Origin of the sequence: Bradyrhizobium sp. 45, assembly GCF_023073155.1 — a bacterium.
In the GTDB taxonomy this organism is placed as follows: domain Bacteria; phylum Pseudomonadota; class Alphaproteobacteria; order Rhizobiales; family Xanthobacteraceae; genus Bradyrhizobium; species Bradyrhizobium canariense_D.
The window spans coordinates 434,640-449,133 of sequence record NZ_JADPIX010000154.1 but is presented as its reverse complement, the minus strand read 5'-3'; the positions used below and the strand labels follow the sequence as shown (position 1 = coordinate 449,133).

Below are 14,494 nucleotides of genomic sequence, written 5' to 3'. Positions count from 1 at the left end.
TTCGGCTAAACTCGCCTGAAGCTAGCAGGATCGCCCGTCCCGGTCAGCGAGCAGTGCAGCAGGCGTCGGCCCTTTCGTACCCGCGGTCGGAAAATCGCTAGCAAGACCGGGCGGCAGGCGCTCATCCAGCTTGATTGCGCCACGATTTCCGGCTCCAATCCGCGTGCCATTTCTGGTTTAGGGAGACAATCATGATGAAGCGGATTTTCCTGGCTGCGATCGTTGCCACGTTCGCAGCGGGTTCGGCCCTCGCGGAGGACACCTGCGAAAGCAAGGCGGTCGGCAAGGACGGCAAGGCCCTGGCTGGCGCCGCCAAGACCTCGTTCATGAAGAAGTGCAAAGCCGAAGCCTGCGCGCCCAAGGCCGTCAGCGCCGAGGGCAAGCCGCTCGCCGGCGCCGCCAAGAACAGCTTTATGAAGAAGTGCGAGATGGGCGCGTAAGGCGCCGCAAATTCGCTGCTGCTTTAGCGAGCAATCGCCAGACGAACTGCCACATGGCCGGGCTTGTCCCGGCCATTCGCTTGTGTGTTTCCGTGTACCGGCTTCCAGACCAAATCATCCGAAAGCAGCGTCGCCCTAGACAGGAGCTCTCGACTGACCGATCATGCGGTGCCGAGCGAAACGGGGCGCATCGACAAGGCTTTCTAGCAAAGGGAACGTCAAGATGTGGCAACCTCGAGTGCGTCATCACTTCATCGCGGCAATGAGCTTGCTCTTCGCGCTGCTCATCGGACTTGAAGCCGCGAACGCGCGGGGCCCAGGACTGCCCAACGTCATGGTGCTCGCAACCGGCGGCACGATCGCCGGCAGCGGGGCGAGTAGCACCACCGTGGTCGGCTACACCGCCGCCACGGTGGGCATTGAGACGCTCCTGAATGCCGTCCCCGAACTGAAAACGGTGGCTAACGTCAAGGGCGAGCAGGTTTTCCAGATCGCCAGCGAGAACATGAACAATGACTACTGGCTCAAGCTTGCCAAGCGCGTCAACACGCTGCTCGCGCAGGACGATGTCGATGGCATTGTGATCACGCACGGGACCGATACGATCGAAGAAACCAGTTATTTTCTGGACCTCGTCGTCAAGAGCAAGAAACCTGTCGTCGTCGTCGGCGCGATGCGGCCGTCGACAGCGATCAGCGCGGATGGGCCGATCAACCTCTTCAATGCGGTGATCCTCGCAGGCAGTGACGAGGCCGTCGGCAAGGGCGTGCTCGTTGCTCTCAACGATCAGATCAACGCGGCTCGCGATGTCACCAAGAACAACACCTCGACGGCGGACACCTTCCGTACCCCGGAACTCGGCTTTCTCGGCTACATGCAGGGCAACAAGCCGTACTTCTATCGTCAATCGACGCGCCGGCACACGGCGGACTCCGAATTCGACGTCTCCAGCCTCGATGTCCTGCCGCAAGTCGACATCGTGTACGGCTACGCCAACATGAACCGGGTCGCGATCGACGCGTTTGTCGCCGCCGGGGCCAAGGGGATCGTGCATGCCGGCGTCGGTGACGGCAGCCTGGCTCGCCCCGCGGTCGAGCCGGCCCTCGACGAGGCCCGCAAGAAGGGTGTCGTGATCGTGCGCAGCAGCCGGGTCGGCAACGGCATCGTCGCGCGCAACGGCGAGGCCAAGGACGACGAGCATGACTTCGTCGTCTCGGATACGCTCAATCCTCAAAAGGCGCGTATTCTGCTGATGCTGGCGCTGACCAAGACGACCGACACCAAGGAAATCCAGCGGATGTTCTATACGTACTAGAGCATTCGACGCGCGGTCGCTCCACGAACTCGTCATGCCCGGGCTTGTCCCGGGCATCCACGTTGCAGCCATGGTCGTGGATGGCCGGGACAAGCCCGGCCATGACGGCGACCCAGTGGTCAATCCCGCTTGAAACGATAATCAAAGGCGGCGCCGAGCGGGCTGATCAGCCCGACCGTCGGCGCCGGAAAATGAATCGGCAGGATCAGCGTGTCGGTGTCGGCGACGGAAGCAAAAAACTTTCGCCGCGACACCGCCGACTGCTTCGGGTCCCAATCCGGCTTGGCCGACCAGTCCGGCTCGCGGCACTGGATCTGATGATGCATGAGGTCGCCGGCGACCACCGCGCGGCGCCCCTTCGAAAAGATGTTCACGCAGCAATGGCAGGGCGAATGCCCCGGCGTCGGCGTCAGCGTGACGGTGTCGTCGAGCGCGTAATCGTCATCGACCAGCAGCGCTTGGCCTGCCTCGACGATCGGCAGGCAATTGTCGCGAAACACGGTGCCGGGCGGGTTGCGGCCCTTGGCATGCTCGGCCTCCCAGGCCGCATATTCACCCTTGTGGAAGACGTATTTCGCATTCGGAAACGTCGGCACCCAACGGCCATCGCGCAAGGTCGTGTTCCAGCCGGTGTGGTCGATATGAAGATGCGTGCAGAACACGTAGTCGATCTGCTCGAAGCCGATGCCGAGCGCGAACAGCTCGTTGCGCCAGCGTTCCTTGCCGGGAAAATCGAACGGCGGCGGATGGCCCTTGTCCTCGCCGGTGCAGGTGTCGACCAGGATGGTATAGCGCGGCGTGCGCACCACGAAGGTCTGATAGGTGATGACCATCATGCCGCGCGCGGCATCGAACACCTCCGGCTCTATGGTCGGCAGATGGTGCCTGAACACACCCTCGTCATAAGCCGGGAAAAAATCCTGCGGCCGCCGCCACGGTCCCTCCCGCTCGATCACCGCATCGATGGTGATGTCGCCGATCCGGAGTTGCTTCATGCGCGTTCCGTTCCCATTTTTGAAGCAGCGTAGCGGGCGGCAGCGGACCGTTCAAGCCGGGAAGGCGCGGAGCCGTCCCCTTGCGTGACGATTGCCGCAAATCAACCCCAAACGCCGCCGACGGTGATCACGGAATTGGGGGAATCGGTGGGCACGAAACTGAGAGTCGCGACGGCTGCCGTGATCGCCGTCGCCGCGGGCGTCTACGTCAACAACACGAGTCTGCTGGCGCCTCATCGTGACGGCAAGCCGGTGCTGCTTGCCCATCGCGGCATGGCGCAGCGCTTCGATGAGCGCGATGTGAAGAACGACACCTGCACCGCCGCGCAAATGTTGCCGCCGACACACGACTATCTGGAGAACACTGTTCGCTCGATGCGGGCAAGCTTCGAGGCCGGCGCGGATGTGGTCGAGCTCGACGTCCACCCGACCACCGACGGCGAGTTTGCCGTCTTCCACGACTGGAAGCTCGATTGCCGCACTGACGGCCACGGCGTGACGCGCGAACAAAGCATGGCGAGGCTGAAGCTGCTCGACATCGGCTATGGTTATACCGCCGACGGCGGCAAGACGTTTCCGTTTCGCGGCAAAGGCATCGGGATGATGCCGACATTGTCGGAGGTGTTCGCCGCCTTCCCTGACAAGAAGCTCCTCATCAACGTGAAGAGCCGCGACGCGCACGAAGGCGAGAAACTTGCAACGGTGTTGAACGCGCTGCCGGACGACCGCCGCCGGACGATCATGGTCTATGGCGGCGACGAGCCCATTGACGTGATCCGTCGCCTTACCCCGGAAGTTCGCACGATCTCGCGCGCGGCAATCCGAAGCTGCCTGATCGGCTATATCGGCTACGGCTGGACCGGCGTGGTGCCGGCAGCCTGTCGGAACGCGATGGTGCTGGTGCCGATCAATATCGCGCCCTTTCTATGGGGCTGGCCTGACCGCTTCCTCGCGCGCATGGACGGCGCGAACAGCGCAGTGTTCGTGCTCGGTCCCTACAGTGGAGGCGAGTTCTCCACCGGCATCGATACGCCCGAGCTCTTCGCCCGGCTCCCGCTAGGCTATTCCGGCGGGATCTGGACCAACGAGATCAAGGCGATCGCCACGATCGCGGGCAAGAGCAAGGGAAAGAGCAAGAACTAGCTCCGCAATCCCGGCGCTTCCTGCCCAGTGCGCGCGACATATTCGGTGTAGCCGCCGCCGAACTGGTGGATGCCTTCGGGCGTCAGCTCCAGCACGCGGTTCGACAGGACGCTGAGAAAATGCCGGTCATGCGAGACGAACAGCATGGTGCCCTCGAAATCCGACAGCGCCGTGATCAGCATCTCCTTGGTGGCGAGGTCGAGATGGTTGGTCGGCTCGTCCAGCACCAGGAAGTTCGGGGGATCGAACAGCATCTTGGCCATCACCAGGCGCGCCTTCTCGCCGCCCGAGAGCACGCGGCAGCGCTTCTCGACGTCGTCGCCGGAGAAGCCGAAGCAGCCTGCGAGCGCCCGCAACGAGCCCTGCCCCGCGGTCGGAAACGCATATTCGAGTGACTCGAACACCGTCTGCTCGCCGTCGAGCAAATCCATCGCGTGCTGCGCGAAATAGCCCATTTTGACGCTGCCGCCGACTGCAACGGTGCCCTCGTCCGGCTCGCTCGCACCGGCGACGAGCTTGAGTAGCGTCGATTTGCCGGCGCCGTTGACGCCCATCACGCACCAGCGCTCCCTGCGGCGGATCATGAAATCGAGCCCGTCATAGATCCGCTTGCTGCCGTAGCCCTTGAAGACCTTTTTGAGCGCAACGACGTCCTCGCCCGAGCGCGGCGCCGGTGGGAAGTCGAACGCCACCGTCTGGCGGCGGCGCGGCGGCTCCACCCGCTCGATCTTGTCGAGCTTCTTCACCCGGCTCTGAACCTGCGCCGCATGAGATGCGCGCGCCTTGAACCGCTCGATGAATTTGATCTCCTTGGCGAGCATGGCCTGCTGGCGCTCGAACTGCGCCTGTTGCTGCTTCTCGCTCAACGCCCGCTGCTGCTCGTAGAATTCGTAATTGCCGGCGTAGGTCGTAAGCGAGCCGGAATCGATCTCGACCACTTTCGAGATCACGCGGTTGATGAACTCGCGATCGTGCGAGGTCATCAGCAGGGTGCCTTCGTAATCGTGCAAGAACTTCTCCAGCCAGATCAGGCTTTCTAGATCGAGATGGTTGCTGGGTTCGTCGAGCAGCATGACGTCGGGACGCATCAAGAGAATACGCGCCAGCGCCACGCGCATCTTCCAGCCGCCGGAGAGTTTTCCGACGTCGCCGTCCATCATCTCCTGGCTGAAGCCGAGGCCGGATAGCGCCTCGCGCGCACGGCCGTCGAGCGCGTAGCCGTCGAGCTCCTCGAACGCGTGCTGCACCTCGCCGTACCGCGCGATGATCTCGTCCATCTGGTCGGCCTTGTCGGGATCGGCCATCGCGGTCTCGAGCTCGCGCAGCTCGGCGGCCACCGCACTCACCGGTCCCGCCCCGTCCATGACCTCGGCCACGGCGCTGCGGCCGGCCATCTCGCCGACATCCTGGTTGAAATAGCCGATGGTGATGCCGCGATCGGTCGAGACCTGCCCCTCATCGGGCAGTTCCTCGCCGGCGATCATCCGGAACAGCGTGGTCTTGCCCGCGCCGTTCGGGCCGACGAGCCCGATCTTCTCGCCCTTGTTGAGGGCGGCGGACGCTTCGATGAACAGGATCTGGTGGCCGGCTTGCTTGCTGACGTTGTCGAGGCGGATCATGAGGTCTTTTTGGGGGATTGTTGCGTTGCAGCGTCATAGGCCATGCAGGCCGCCAGGGGAAGCCCGGCCGAGCCCGTGTTGTCTGCTCGGAGAGACCTTGGCCGCACGCCGAAGTTGCTGCCTGTGGCTGAAATGACGCACGCCGCCAGCAATGGCCTCGGCTGCGAACAACGGTTCATTGTTCCAGGGGTTCCACTCCGATAGCGTCGCCATGTCGTGCCGCCAATGGCCTGGCAGTCAACAAGACGTCAGGTGGGCAAGTGTCGGGATTTCGGCGGATTTCAACCAAGCGGGCAGCGTGGCTGGCTTCGACTGCCTTGGCGGCGACGCTGGCCGGTACGGCGGCGGCGCAGGCCGCAGATTCGACCTGGTCGACCAGCCCAGGCACGGGCGACTTCAACACCGCCGCCAATTGGAGCCCGGCCGTGGTGCCAACTGGCACCGCGTTCTTTGGCACCTCCAGCACGACGGCAGTTTCATTCTCGGCCGACGCCAGCTTCGGCGGCTGGACCTTCAACAGCGGAGCGTCGACTTACCACTTCACCAATAGCCGGTCTCTTTCCTTCATCGACGCTGGTATCAATGCCCAGGGCGGCCAAGCCTTTATACGCAACGACACAAATGCTCTGAATTTCTACAACAGCAGCACGGCCGGCGCAGGAGTTGCTCCTGCAACTCAATTTGACATCCAGAACGGCGGCAGCGTCAACTTTTACGACACCAGCACGGCCGGTAATTCCCGCATTAGCTTAGGCGGCGGTGGCGCTGCCAACAGGATCTATTTCAACAATTCTAGCACGGCCGGGAACGCGCAAATCAACGCCTTCAGCGGCAGCCCCGCTGTGGTGTTCAAGGACACCAGCTCAGCCGGCACTGCAAGGATCTTGGTGAACAGCACCGCCACGTTCAGCAACGCGAGCAGCGCCGGCAGCGCCGCATTCAACGGCAGTGGCGTTCTGCAATTCTTCAATAACAGCACAGCCAGCAGCGCCGATGTCACCCTGCAATTGGTCCAGTTTTTCGACACGAGCAGTGGCGGCAATGCAACTCTGAGGACTTTTGCGGGCGGTGTCGTTGATTTCTCGACCCTAACATCCGCGGGGACGACTGCCGGCTCGATCAGTGGCACGGGCACGTTCAACTTTGGCACGAAAACGATCACGGTTGGCGGCAACAACCAGTCGACCACAGTTGCTGGTACGATCGAAGGAATCGGCGGTGCGCTGGTCAAGACCGGCACCGGCATGCTGACGCTGTCGGGCACAAACACCTAGGCTGGCGGCACCACGATTTCCGCAGGAACCTTGCAGATCGGCGATGGCGGCACCACCGGCTCGGTCCTCGGCAACATCACCAACAACGCGGCGCTAATTTTCAACCGCTCGGATGCGGTCACCTTTGGCAGCGCCATCGGCGGCAGCGGATTGGTCTCCAAGCAGGGCACCGGCACGCTGACACTGTCGGGCACCAACACCTACACCGGCGGCACGACTGTCAACGCAGGCGAGCTTGTGGTGAACGGCTCGATCGCATCGTCGGTGCTGACCGCCGTCAGCAGCGGCGCCACGCTGTCGGGCGTCGGCACCGTCGGCAATACGGTTATCAACACCGGCGGCACCCTGGCGGCGGGCAACGGCGCCGCAGGCACGTCGCTGAACGTAACCGGCAGTCTCGCCCTTCAGTCCGGCGCCATCTACATGGTGCAGATCAATCCGACGACTTCGAGCTTCATCGGCGTGACGGGTTCGGCCACGCTCGGCGGCGCCACGGTGAACGCGACCTACGCGAATGGCAGCTACGTCGCCAAGCAGTACACGATCCTCACAGCAGGCAGCGTCAGCGGCACCTTCGGATCGGTGGTCGAGACCAACCTGCCGACGAACTTCCATACGACGCTGAGCTATGATCCCACCCACGCCTATCTGAACCTGGTCCTGAACTTCGTCCCGCCAGGCGGCAGTTTGACTGGCAACCAGAACGGGGTCGGCAATGCCATCGTCGGCTACTTCAACACCAATGGCGGCATTCCGCTGGTCTATAGCGGGCTGACACCGGCCGGCCTGACCCAGGCCTCGGGCGAGACCGCGACGGGGTCGCAGCAGACCACTTTCAACGCCATGACCCAGTTCATGAGCATCATGACCGATCCGTTCACGCCCGGACGCGGCGACGGCGTCCATGCGCCGGCCTATGCCGAGGATAATGTTGCCGCCAACGCCTACGCCTCGTCAGGCAAGCCGCGCAGCAAGAACGAGCGCGACGCTTATGCTGCGATCTACAGCAAGGCGCCGCTGCGGAGCAATTACGATCCGCGCTGGAGCGTGTGGGCGGCCGGCTTCGGCGGCGCGCAAACCACCGATGGCAACCTCGCGGCAGGCTCCAACACCAGCACCAGCCGCATCTTCGGCATGGCGGCCGGTGCCGACTATATCCTTTCACCCAACACCGTCGCAGGCTTTGCGCTCGCTGGTGGCGGCACCAGTTTCAGCGTCGTCAATGGCGGCAGCGGTCGCTCCGACCTATTCCAGGCCGGCGCCTTCGTGCGTCACACCATCGGCGCGGCCTATGTCTCGGGCGCGCTGGCCTATGGCTGGCAGGACGTCACCACCGACCGCACCGTGACGATTGCCGGCGTCGATCGTTTGCGCGCAGGGTTCAACGCGAATGCCTATTCGGGTCGCCTCGAAGGCGGCTACCACTTCGTGACGCCGTGGATCGGCGGCATCGGCCTCACGCCCTATGCGGCCGGGCAGTTCACAACGTTCGACCTGCCTGCCTATGCCGAGTCCGTCGTCTCCGGCACCAACACCTTTGCGCTAGCCTATGGCTCCAAGAGCGTCACGGACAGCAGGAGCGAACTCGGCATCCGCGCCGACAGATCCTGGGCGATGCCGAACGCGATCCTCACCTTGCGCGGCCGTGCGGCCTGGGCGCACGACTTCAACCCGGATCACGCCATCAACTCCGCCTTCCAGGCGCTGCCCGGCGCCAGCTTCACCGTCAACGGCGCAAGGCAGGCCAGCGAGTCCGCGCTGACGACGGCGTCCCTCGAAATGAAATGGATGAACGGCTGGTCTGCGGCAGGCACCTTCGAGGGCGAGTTCTCCGAGGTCACGCGCTCCTACGCCGGCAAGGGCGTGGTCAGATACGCCTGGTGAGAGGCGTCCTCCCAGAAGCTTACGGCTTGTAGACCTCGACCGTCTGCATCATGCCCATCTCCTCGTGGTTCATCATGTGGCAGTGGAGCATGTAGACACCGGTGAAATCGATAAAGCGCGAGCGGAACACGACCACGCCGCCCTTGCGCTCCACGATCACGGAATCCCGCCATTCCGGCACCGCCAGCGCCTTGCCGTTGGCCGAGATCACCTGGAACGGGTTGGTGTGGATGTGGAAGACGTGGTCGTCATGCTCATGCGTATTGACGATGGTCCACTCCTCGACCGCGCCCAGCTTGACCCGCTGATCGATGCGGCCGGGGTCGAACTTCTTGCCGTCGACGAAGAACTCGAATTCCTGCCAATGGCCGGCGGCATCGGCCTCCGGCGCGGTGGCCGACAGCACCACCTTGCGGCGGTTGGTGATCTCGGAGTCCTTGATAGTCGCGAGCGGCGCTGGTGGCAGGGCGCGCGGCAGTTGCATGTCCATCGGCGCGCCTGACACCACGACCCGCGCCAGAGGCCCCACCGGCGAAGGATGCCCCTGGTCGTAGGGCGCCGCGTTGAAGGCGTAGGTGCCGGGGCTGCCTGCTTTCACCAGAATATCGGCGCGCTGCCCCGGCGCGATCAGGACCTGCTTGAGCGGCTGCATGGCACCGAGCTGGATGCCGTCATAGGCGATCGCATGCAGATCGTGCTTTTCGAGGTCGAGCAGCATGTCGTCCTGATAGGCCGCGTTGAGGATGCGCCAACGCTGCACCTCGCCGGGCCGCATCTCGATCATTGGCCGGCGCTGGCCGTTGATGGCGAGAAAGCGCGTCGCAGTCTCGGGAAACAGCGTCTCGAAATTTTCGACCATGCCGTTGGCATCGTAGACCACCTGGGTCAGCACCATGAGGCGTTCGCGGGCTGTCGCGATCTCGGGGACGTCGGCGAAATCGCCCTCGATGACGATGGCGCCGACCATGCCGGAGGACATCTGGATGTCGGCGCTGCCGTGGTGATGCGGGTGATACCAGTAGGTGCCCCTGGTGTGGTCGGCCGGCAGGGCGATTTCGATGTTGTAGCTGCGGCCCGGCGCCATCGAGCGCATGACGTTGTCGGAAATCCCGCTCGGGCTGGTATGCGCGCCGTGGAAATGGAAATTGGTGTTGTTGAACTGGTGCGGATGGCTGATGTCGGCCGGCAATCCGTCGCGGTTCGGCGGCAGATCGTTGATCATCTTGATGCGCAGGGTTTCGCCGGGCTTCATGCGCAAGGTCGGGCCGGGGCTGCCGCCGTCATAGGATCTGACATAGAGCCGGACGCCGCCGATCTGGCGATAGGCGTAGCCGACCCGCAACGTCGTGCTCAGCACGCCATTGACGGACCGCCGCACCTCGGGCTCGACCAGCGCCTGGTCCATGGCAGGAACGGGCGTTTCAGCGACCATCCCCATGGTCGGCGACATGTCCGCGGTGTGGGACATGCCAGCATGGTCGTGCACGGCGTGCTGGGCGTTCGCGGCACCTGCGAACAGCGACAACGCGCCGGCTTTGAGACCGCAATCGAGCAACTGGCGGCGCGACAATGTCCTAGTCCCTGTCACGCTGGTGACTGAAGCTGCACCGTTCGAATCGTGCTGCATTTGCGTTTCGCCCCCTGTTGCCTGACGGTCTTCCGTTCGATTCGATTTTAAAGCAAGCTCGAAACCGCAATTCGAGCCGTAGCGTATCACATTCATTGGTTGTAAACCTCCTCGCCCGTTCTATCGTCAATGAATCGTAACGGATTCGGCGCTCGCGCTGGTCCGTGGCCTGCGTACATCGAATGCTGCCAGCATCCCGATGTTCTTGAAACTCTGTCCAAGGATCTGATCATGACGCCTTCGCGACGTGAGTTCGTGAAGTGGTTATCGGCGGGAGGCATCTCGGTCAGCCTGTCACATCTGGCGTCCGCGGCGGGCGTTCCCTTCGCAGCGCACGAAACGCTGCCTGGACGCGGCAAGTTCAATCCCGCGACAACGGGCGCCGGCCGTGTCGACGGCGTCGCCAAGGTCACCGGTGCGAAGCTTTACGCGTCCGACTTCCGCGCCAACGACCTGCCGGGCTGGCCGCAAGCCACCTCGCACGCCATCCTGGTCCGCGCCAATGACGCCACGCATGTCTATACCGGGCTGGACCTCGGCCGCCTCGGCGGCGCGCTCAAGCCGTCGGTGGTAGTGACAGCCGCCGATCTCGATCGGATCGGGACGCAGGTGCCGGAATTCTATGCGGGCGACCTGTTCTGTCCGATCGGCAAGACGCCGCTTTATCTCGGGCAGCCGGTCGCGCTTTTGATCTTCGAAAAGTTCGATGCCTTCGACCAGGCGCGTCTCGCGCTCCGCGACGGCACGTTCGTCCAATTCGGCGAGGAGACCGGGCCTGTCGTGGTGCCCGATTACGGGGCCTTCCGCTTCACCCGCGTGGCAGGTCCCTCGCCTGACCAACCGGACGTCTATTCGCCGCTCCAGGCCGGCTGGGTCTCGCCCAAGAAGGTGCAGAGCGCGGCGCTACCGGTGTGGTCGCCGCTCGCGAAGGACACGCCGGCGGATTACGCCAAGGCGGCGAAATATGGCGAGCAGATCCGCGCCGAGCTTGCAGCGGATGACCCATCCATGCTGGTGCTCGACCGCGAGTTCGAGACGCAATCGGTCGACCCGATGTTCCTGGAGCCGGAATGCGGGCTCGCCTGGTACGACGGCAAGGGCGGCAATCTCGAACTGCTGCTCGGCGTCCAGTCGCCCTACGAAGCGGCGGAGTCGATCGCGCATCTCTTCGGCAAGGCCCGCGCGCCCTACAAGCCGGCACACATCAACGCGCAGTTCGCCCATGTCGGCGGCGGCTTTGGTGGCCGCGATCACACGCCTTTCATTCTGTATGTGGCGCTCGCGGCGGTCTGCTTTCCCGGCAAGCCGGTGCGGCTGGCGCATGACCGTTACCAGCAGTTTCAGGCCGGCATCAAACGCCACGCGATCAAGATGCGCTCGCGCATCGGCATCGATCGCGCGACCGGCAAGATCAAGGGGTTCGCTGCCGATCACGTGCTCGACGGCGGCGGGCTCGCCCATTTCTCGGCCAGCGTCGCCGGCGTCGCAGCCACCGGCGCGATCGGCATCTACGACATTCCGAAGGTCGACGTCAGGACCGTCGCGGTGCACTCGCGCGGCGTGAGCGCAGGCTCGATGCGGGGCTACGGCATCCTGCAAGCCATGACGGCGCTGGAGGTCCTGATCGACGAAGCCGCCTCCGAGCTCAAGCGCGATCCGATCGAATTCCGGCGGCGTAACGCGCTGCCGCAGAACGGTCGGACCATGACGGGCAATTCCTACATCGTCTCGGTGCGCACGCCCGAAATCCTCGACAAGCTCGAGAAGCACCAGATCTGGCAGCAGCGGGCACAGTTCAAGCAGACCTCGTCGGATCGGCTGGTCGGCACCGGCGTTGCCTGCGTGACGAAAGACTATGGCTCCGGTGCGGACGGCTCGCTCGGACGCGTTGAGCTCGCCCCCGACGGCAGGATCGTCATCTATTGCGATCACGTCGAGATGGGCAACGGCATCGGGACGGCGCTGGCCAACCGGGTCGCCGGCCATCTCGGCGCCATCGCCGACGAGGTCTCGGTCGCTCGCGTCGACAGCTATGACATGCTCGGGCTGGTCACATCAGGCGATCCCTCCACCATGGACCAGAAGACCCAGGACGCCGCGGAGAAAAATCCGCGCTGGGTGCCCGCGATCAGCTCGCCGACGAGCTCCTCGATCGGCGCGCATGTCGGCACGCATTCGGCCGCGGAAGCCGCCCGCGTGATTTTCCGCTTCGGCCTGTGGCCCGCGGCGCTTGAGCTGTGGCGCGTCGCAAAGACCGATCGGCGCGCGGGGCAATGGGACGCCGCAAGCTGGCAGAACGGCCAGCTCACCATGCCCGGCCTCGAACCGCTGGCGCTGCCGGTACTGGCCGCAACAGCTCACGCGCGCGGCTTCGTCACCGGTGCGGTTGCGCACAGCTTCTCGCGCTGGGCGTGGTCGCGGGCACGCTTCCCGGTGTCCGGCGAGCAATACCGCGCCGAGATCGATGCGCTGGCGATCCGCAAAGGCAACGGCAAGTTCGAGCGGATCAACCGCACCAGCGTCAAGTTTCCGCCGACCGACAACAACCGGATTGGCACCGCCTACACCTCGATGTGCGGGACGGTCGTCCGCGTCGAGATCGAGCGCGCAACCGGGAGCTTGCGCATCGCCAAGGCCTACAGTGTGTTCGAATGCGGCACCGCGCTCGTGCCCGAGGTCGTGATGGGCCAGGCCCAGGGCGGCTTCGCCATGGGCGTCGGCTACGCGCTGCTCGAAACCCTCCCACCGTTCGAGGGCGGCCCCGGCAACGGCGAATGGAATCTCGGGCGCTATCTGGTCGCACGCGGCTCCGACCTGCCGCTCCGCGATCTCGAGATCGAGATGCTGAAGCCGCTAGTACCAGACGAAGCGCCGAAGGGCATGGCGGAGGTCGTGATGATCCCGATCGTGCCGGCGCTGATCAACGCCATCCACGACGCCACCGGCCATCGCTTCCGTGCGCTGCCGGTCACCGCAAGCCTATTGAAGGGAGTGCTCGCGTGACGACCCTCAGCCTCACCATCAACGGCCAGAAGCACGGCCCGATGGACGTCCGCGACGATCTCTCGATGAACGATTTTCTGCGCGAGATGCTGGGCATGACCGGCACCAAGTTCGGCTGCGGCGCCGCGCAATGCCTGAGCTGCGCCGTCATCATCGATGCGCCCGACGGCACCAGCACCACCAGCCCGACCTGCGTCGCGCCGGCCGTGAATTTCGACGGCAAGTCGATCCGCACCGTCGAGGGGCACGCGCGGGACGGCGAGCTCTCGACCCTGCAAAAGGCCTTCATCGAGCATTTCGCCTTTCAGTGCGGCTATTGCACCGCCGGCTTCCTCAATGAGGGCCAGGTCCTGCTGGAGCGCCTGTCGCGGACACCGGTCGCGCGCGAGGCGCTGGAGCAGACCATCGCGGATGCGCTCGACGGTCATCTCTGTCGCTGCACCGGCTACGTCAAATATCACGAGGCGGTGCGCGACGTGATCCTCGCCGACTCGAAGCGCTACCTCATGGCCACCAAGTGACGCGCATCATGATCTCCGACGTGCGGTTCAAGATGATTGCCGTGGTCGCCGCCCTCGCCGGCAGTTTCGGTGCAGGCTACGCGGCGTCGGAGACGGCAGGTCACGCCCTCGCCTCGCCCGAGAGCTTTGCCTCGATCGGCGACACAGAGAAGCGCTCGGCCGCAATCTTCACCGAGCTCGGCAAGGTGCTGACGCATCCGCGTTGCACCAATTGCCATCCGGCCGGCGACAGGCCGCACCAGGGCGACAATGCCCGCCTGCATCAGCCGCCGGTGACGCGCGGCGCTGACGGCCACGGGCTCGAGGCGATGCGCTGCAACACCTGCCACCAGAAGGCCAATTTCGAGCCCGGCCGCATACCCGGCCATCCCGAATGGCATCTCGCCCCGCGCGAGATGGCCTGGGAGGGCAAGACCGTCGGCGAGATCTGCGAGCAGATCAGGGATCCCGCGCGCAATGGCGGGCGCAAGGTGGAAGACCTGATCGACCATATCGGCAAGGACACCCTCGTCGGCTGGGCCTGGAAGCCCGGCTTCGGCCGCTCGCCCGTGCCGGGCACGCAACAGCAGGCCGGCGCGCTGGTCGAGGCCTGGGTGAAGACCGGAGCGGCCTGCCCGGCGCCGTGACGTCGAAGCGGTCCGTCCCGCGAACGGAGTTCAGTCGAACTTGTAGT

Annotated in this window: 11 protein-coding genes; 8 read left to right on the top strand and 3 right to left on the bottom strand. The window is 64.4% G+C overall.

Translation table 11 applies throughout. From position 1 onward, the window contains the following. Positions 1-191 precede the first annotated feature (191 nt). A complete protein-coding gene (locus IVB42_RS39290) occupies positions 192-440 on the top strand; it encodes a hypothetical protein (protein WP_018456350.1) in 249 nt (82 codons plus the stop codon). A gap of 223 nt (positions 441-663) precedes the next feature. Then, the gene (locus IVB42_RS39285) at positions 664-1,755 is read left to right on the top strand and encodes a type II asparaginase (protein WP_275974687.1); all 1,092 of its coding nucleotides are present in this window, start codon (positions 664-666) and stop codon (positions 1,753-1,755) included. 119 nt (positions 1,756-1,874) lie between these two features. On the opposite strand, the gene IVB42_RS39280 is transcribed toward IVB42_RS39285, so the two are convergent. Further along, positions 1,875-2,750 carry an MBL fold metallo-hydrolase gene (locus IVB42_RS39280; RefSeq protein ID WP_247395256.1) on the bottom strand — a complete coding sequence of 292 codons (876 nt, stop codon included), beginning with the start codon at positions 2,748-2,750 and terminating at the stop codon, positions 1,875-1,877. A gap of 147 nt (positions 2,751-2,897) precedes the next feature. Here IVB42_RS39280 and IVB42_RS39275 point away from each other — a divergent pair, with 147 nt between their 5' ends. Next, positions 2,898-3,893: a glycerophosphodiester phosphodiesterase family protein gene (locus IVB42_RS39275; RefSeq protein WP_247395257.1), complete on the top strand. Its 996-nt coding sequence runs from the start codon at positions 2,898-2,900 to the stop codon at positions 3,891-3,893. Here the strand turns inward: IVB42_RS39275 and IVB42_RS39270 are convergent. Beyond that, positions 3,890-5,512, bottom strand: a complete 1,623-nt coding sequence (locus IVB42_RS39270; protein ID WP_204511036.1) for an ABC-F family ATP-binding cassette domain-containing protein — start codon at positions 5,510-5,512, stop codon at positions 3,890-3,892. The two genes, IVB42_RS39275 and IVB42_RS39270, sit on opposite strands and share 4 nt — an antisense overlap. A gap of 317 nt (positions 5,513-5,829) precedes the next feature. Between IVB42_RS39270 and IVB42_RS39265 the strand changes: the two genes are divergently transcribed. Together IVB42_RS39265 and IVB42_RS39260 are read left to right on the top strand one after the other, a co-directional pair. Then, positions 5,830-6,786 carry a hypothetical protein gene (locus IVB42_RS39265; protein WP_247395258.1) on the top strand — a complete coding sequence of 319 codons (957 nt, stop codon included), beginning with the start codon at positions 5,830-5,832 and terminating at the stop codon, positions 6,784-6,786. Positions 6,787-6,816: 30 nt separating this feature from the next. Further along, positions 6,817-8,670 (top strand): autotransporter outer membrane beta-barrel domain-containing protein, encoded by a 1,854-nt coding sequence (locus tag IVB42_RS39260; RefSeq protein WP_247395259.1) that lies wholly within the window; start codon positions 6,817-6,819, stop codon positions 8,668-8,670. 19 nt (positions 8,671-8,689) lie between these two features. Here IVB42_RS39260 and IVB42_RS39255 read toward each other — a convergent pair whose 3' ends face one another. Further along, a complete protein-coding gene (locus IVB42_RS39255; RefSeq protein ID WP_247395260.1) occupies positions 8,690-10,297 on the bottom strand; it encodes a multicopper oxidase family protein in 1,608 nt (535 codons plus the stop codon). A 231-nt stretch (positions 10,298-10,528) separates the two neighbouring features. On the opposite strand from IVB42_RS39255, the gene IVB42_RS39250 reads away from it, so the two are divergent. The 3 genes from IVB42_RS39250 to IVB42_RS39240 are packed head-to-tail and all read left to right on the top strand — an operon-like array spanning position 10,529 to position 14,447. Next, positions 10,529-13,300: a molybdopterin cofactor-binding domain-containing protein gene (locus IVB42_RS39250; RefSeq protein WP_247472125.1), complete on the top strand. Its 2,772-nt coding sequence runs from the start codon at positions 10,529-10,531 to the stop codon at positions 13,298-13,300. Further along, on the top strand, positions 13,297-13,821 hold the full coding sequence (locus IVB42_RS39245; protein WP_018456342.1) for a (2Fe-2S)-binding protein: 525 nt from the start codon (positions 13,297-13,299) through the stop codon (positions 13,819-13,821). Before IVB42_RS39250 ends, IVB42_RS39245 begins: the two co-directional genes overlap by 4 nt. 8 nt (positions 13,822-13,829) lie before the next feature. Beyond that, a complete protein-coding gene (locus IVB42_RS39240; protein WP_018456341.1) occupies positions 13,830-14,447 on the top strand; it encodes a hypothetical protein in 618 nt (205 codons plus the stop codon). The last annotated feature ends 47 nt before the right edge of the window (positions 14,448-14,494 follow it).

What these genes read in the sequence shown, in the direction of transcription:
- IVB42_RS39290 (WP_018456350.1), top strand. Translation starts at nt 192, where the DNA reads ATGATGAAGCGGATTTTCCTGGCTGCGATCGTTGCCACGTTCGCAGCG.
- IVB42_RS39285 (WP_275974687.1), top strand. Translation starts at nt 664, where the DNA reads ATGTGGCAACCTCGAGTGCGTCATCACTTCATCGCGGCAATGAGCTTG.
- IVB42_RS39280 (WP_247395256.1), bottom strand. Translation starts at nt 2,750, where the DNA reads ATGAAGCAACTCCGGATCGGCGACATCACCATCGATGCGGTGATCGAG.
- IVB42_RS39270 (WP_204511036.1), bottom strand. Translation starts at nt 5,512, where the DNA reads ATGATCCGCCTCGACAACGTCAGCAAGCAAGCCGGCCACCAGATCCTG.
- IVB42_RS39255 (WP_247395260.1), bottom strand. Translation starts at nt 10,297, where the DNA reads ATGCAGCACGATTCGAACGGTGCAGCTTCAGTCACCAGCGTGACAGGG.
- IVB42_RS39250 (WP_247472125.1), top strand. Translation starts at nt 10,529, where the DNA reads ATGACGCCTTCGCGACGTGAGTTCGTGAAGTGGTTATCGGCGGGAGGC.
- IVB42_RS39240 (WP_018456341.1), top strand. Translation starts at nt 13,830, where the DNA reads ATGATCTCCGACGTGCGGTTCAAGATGATTGCCGTGGTCGCCGCCCTC.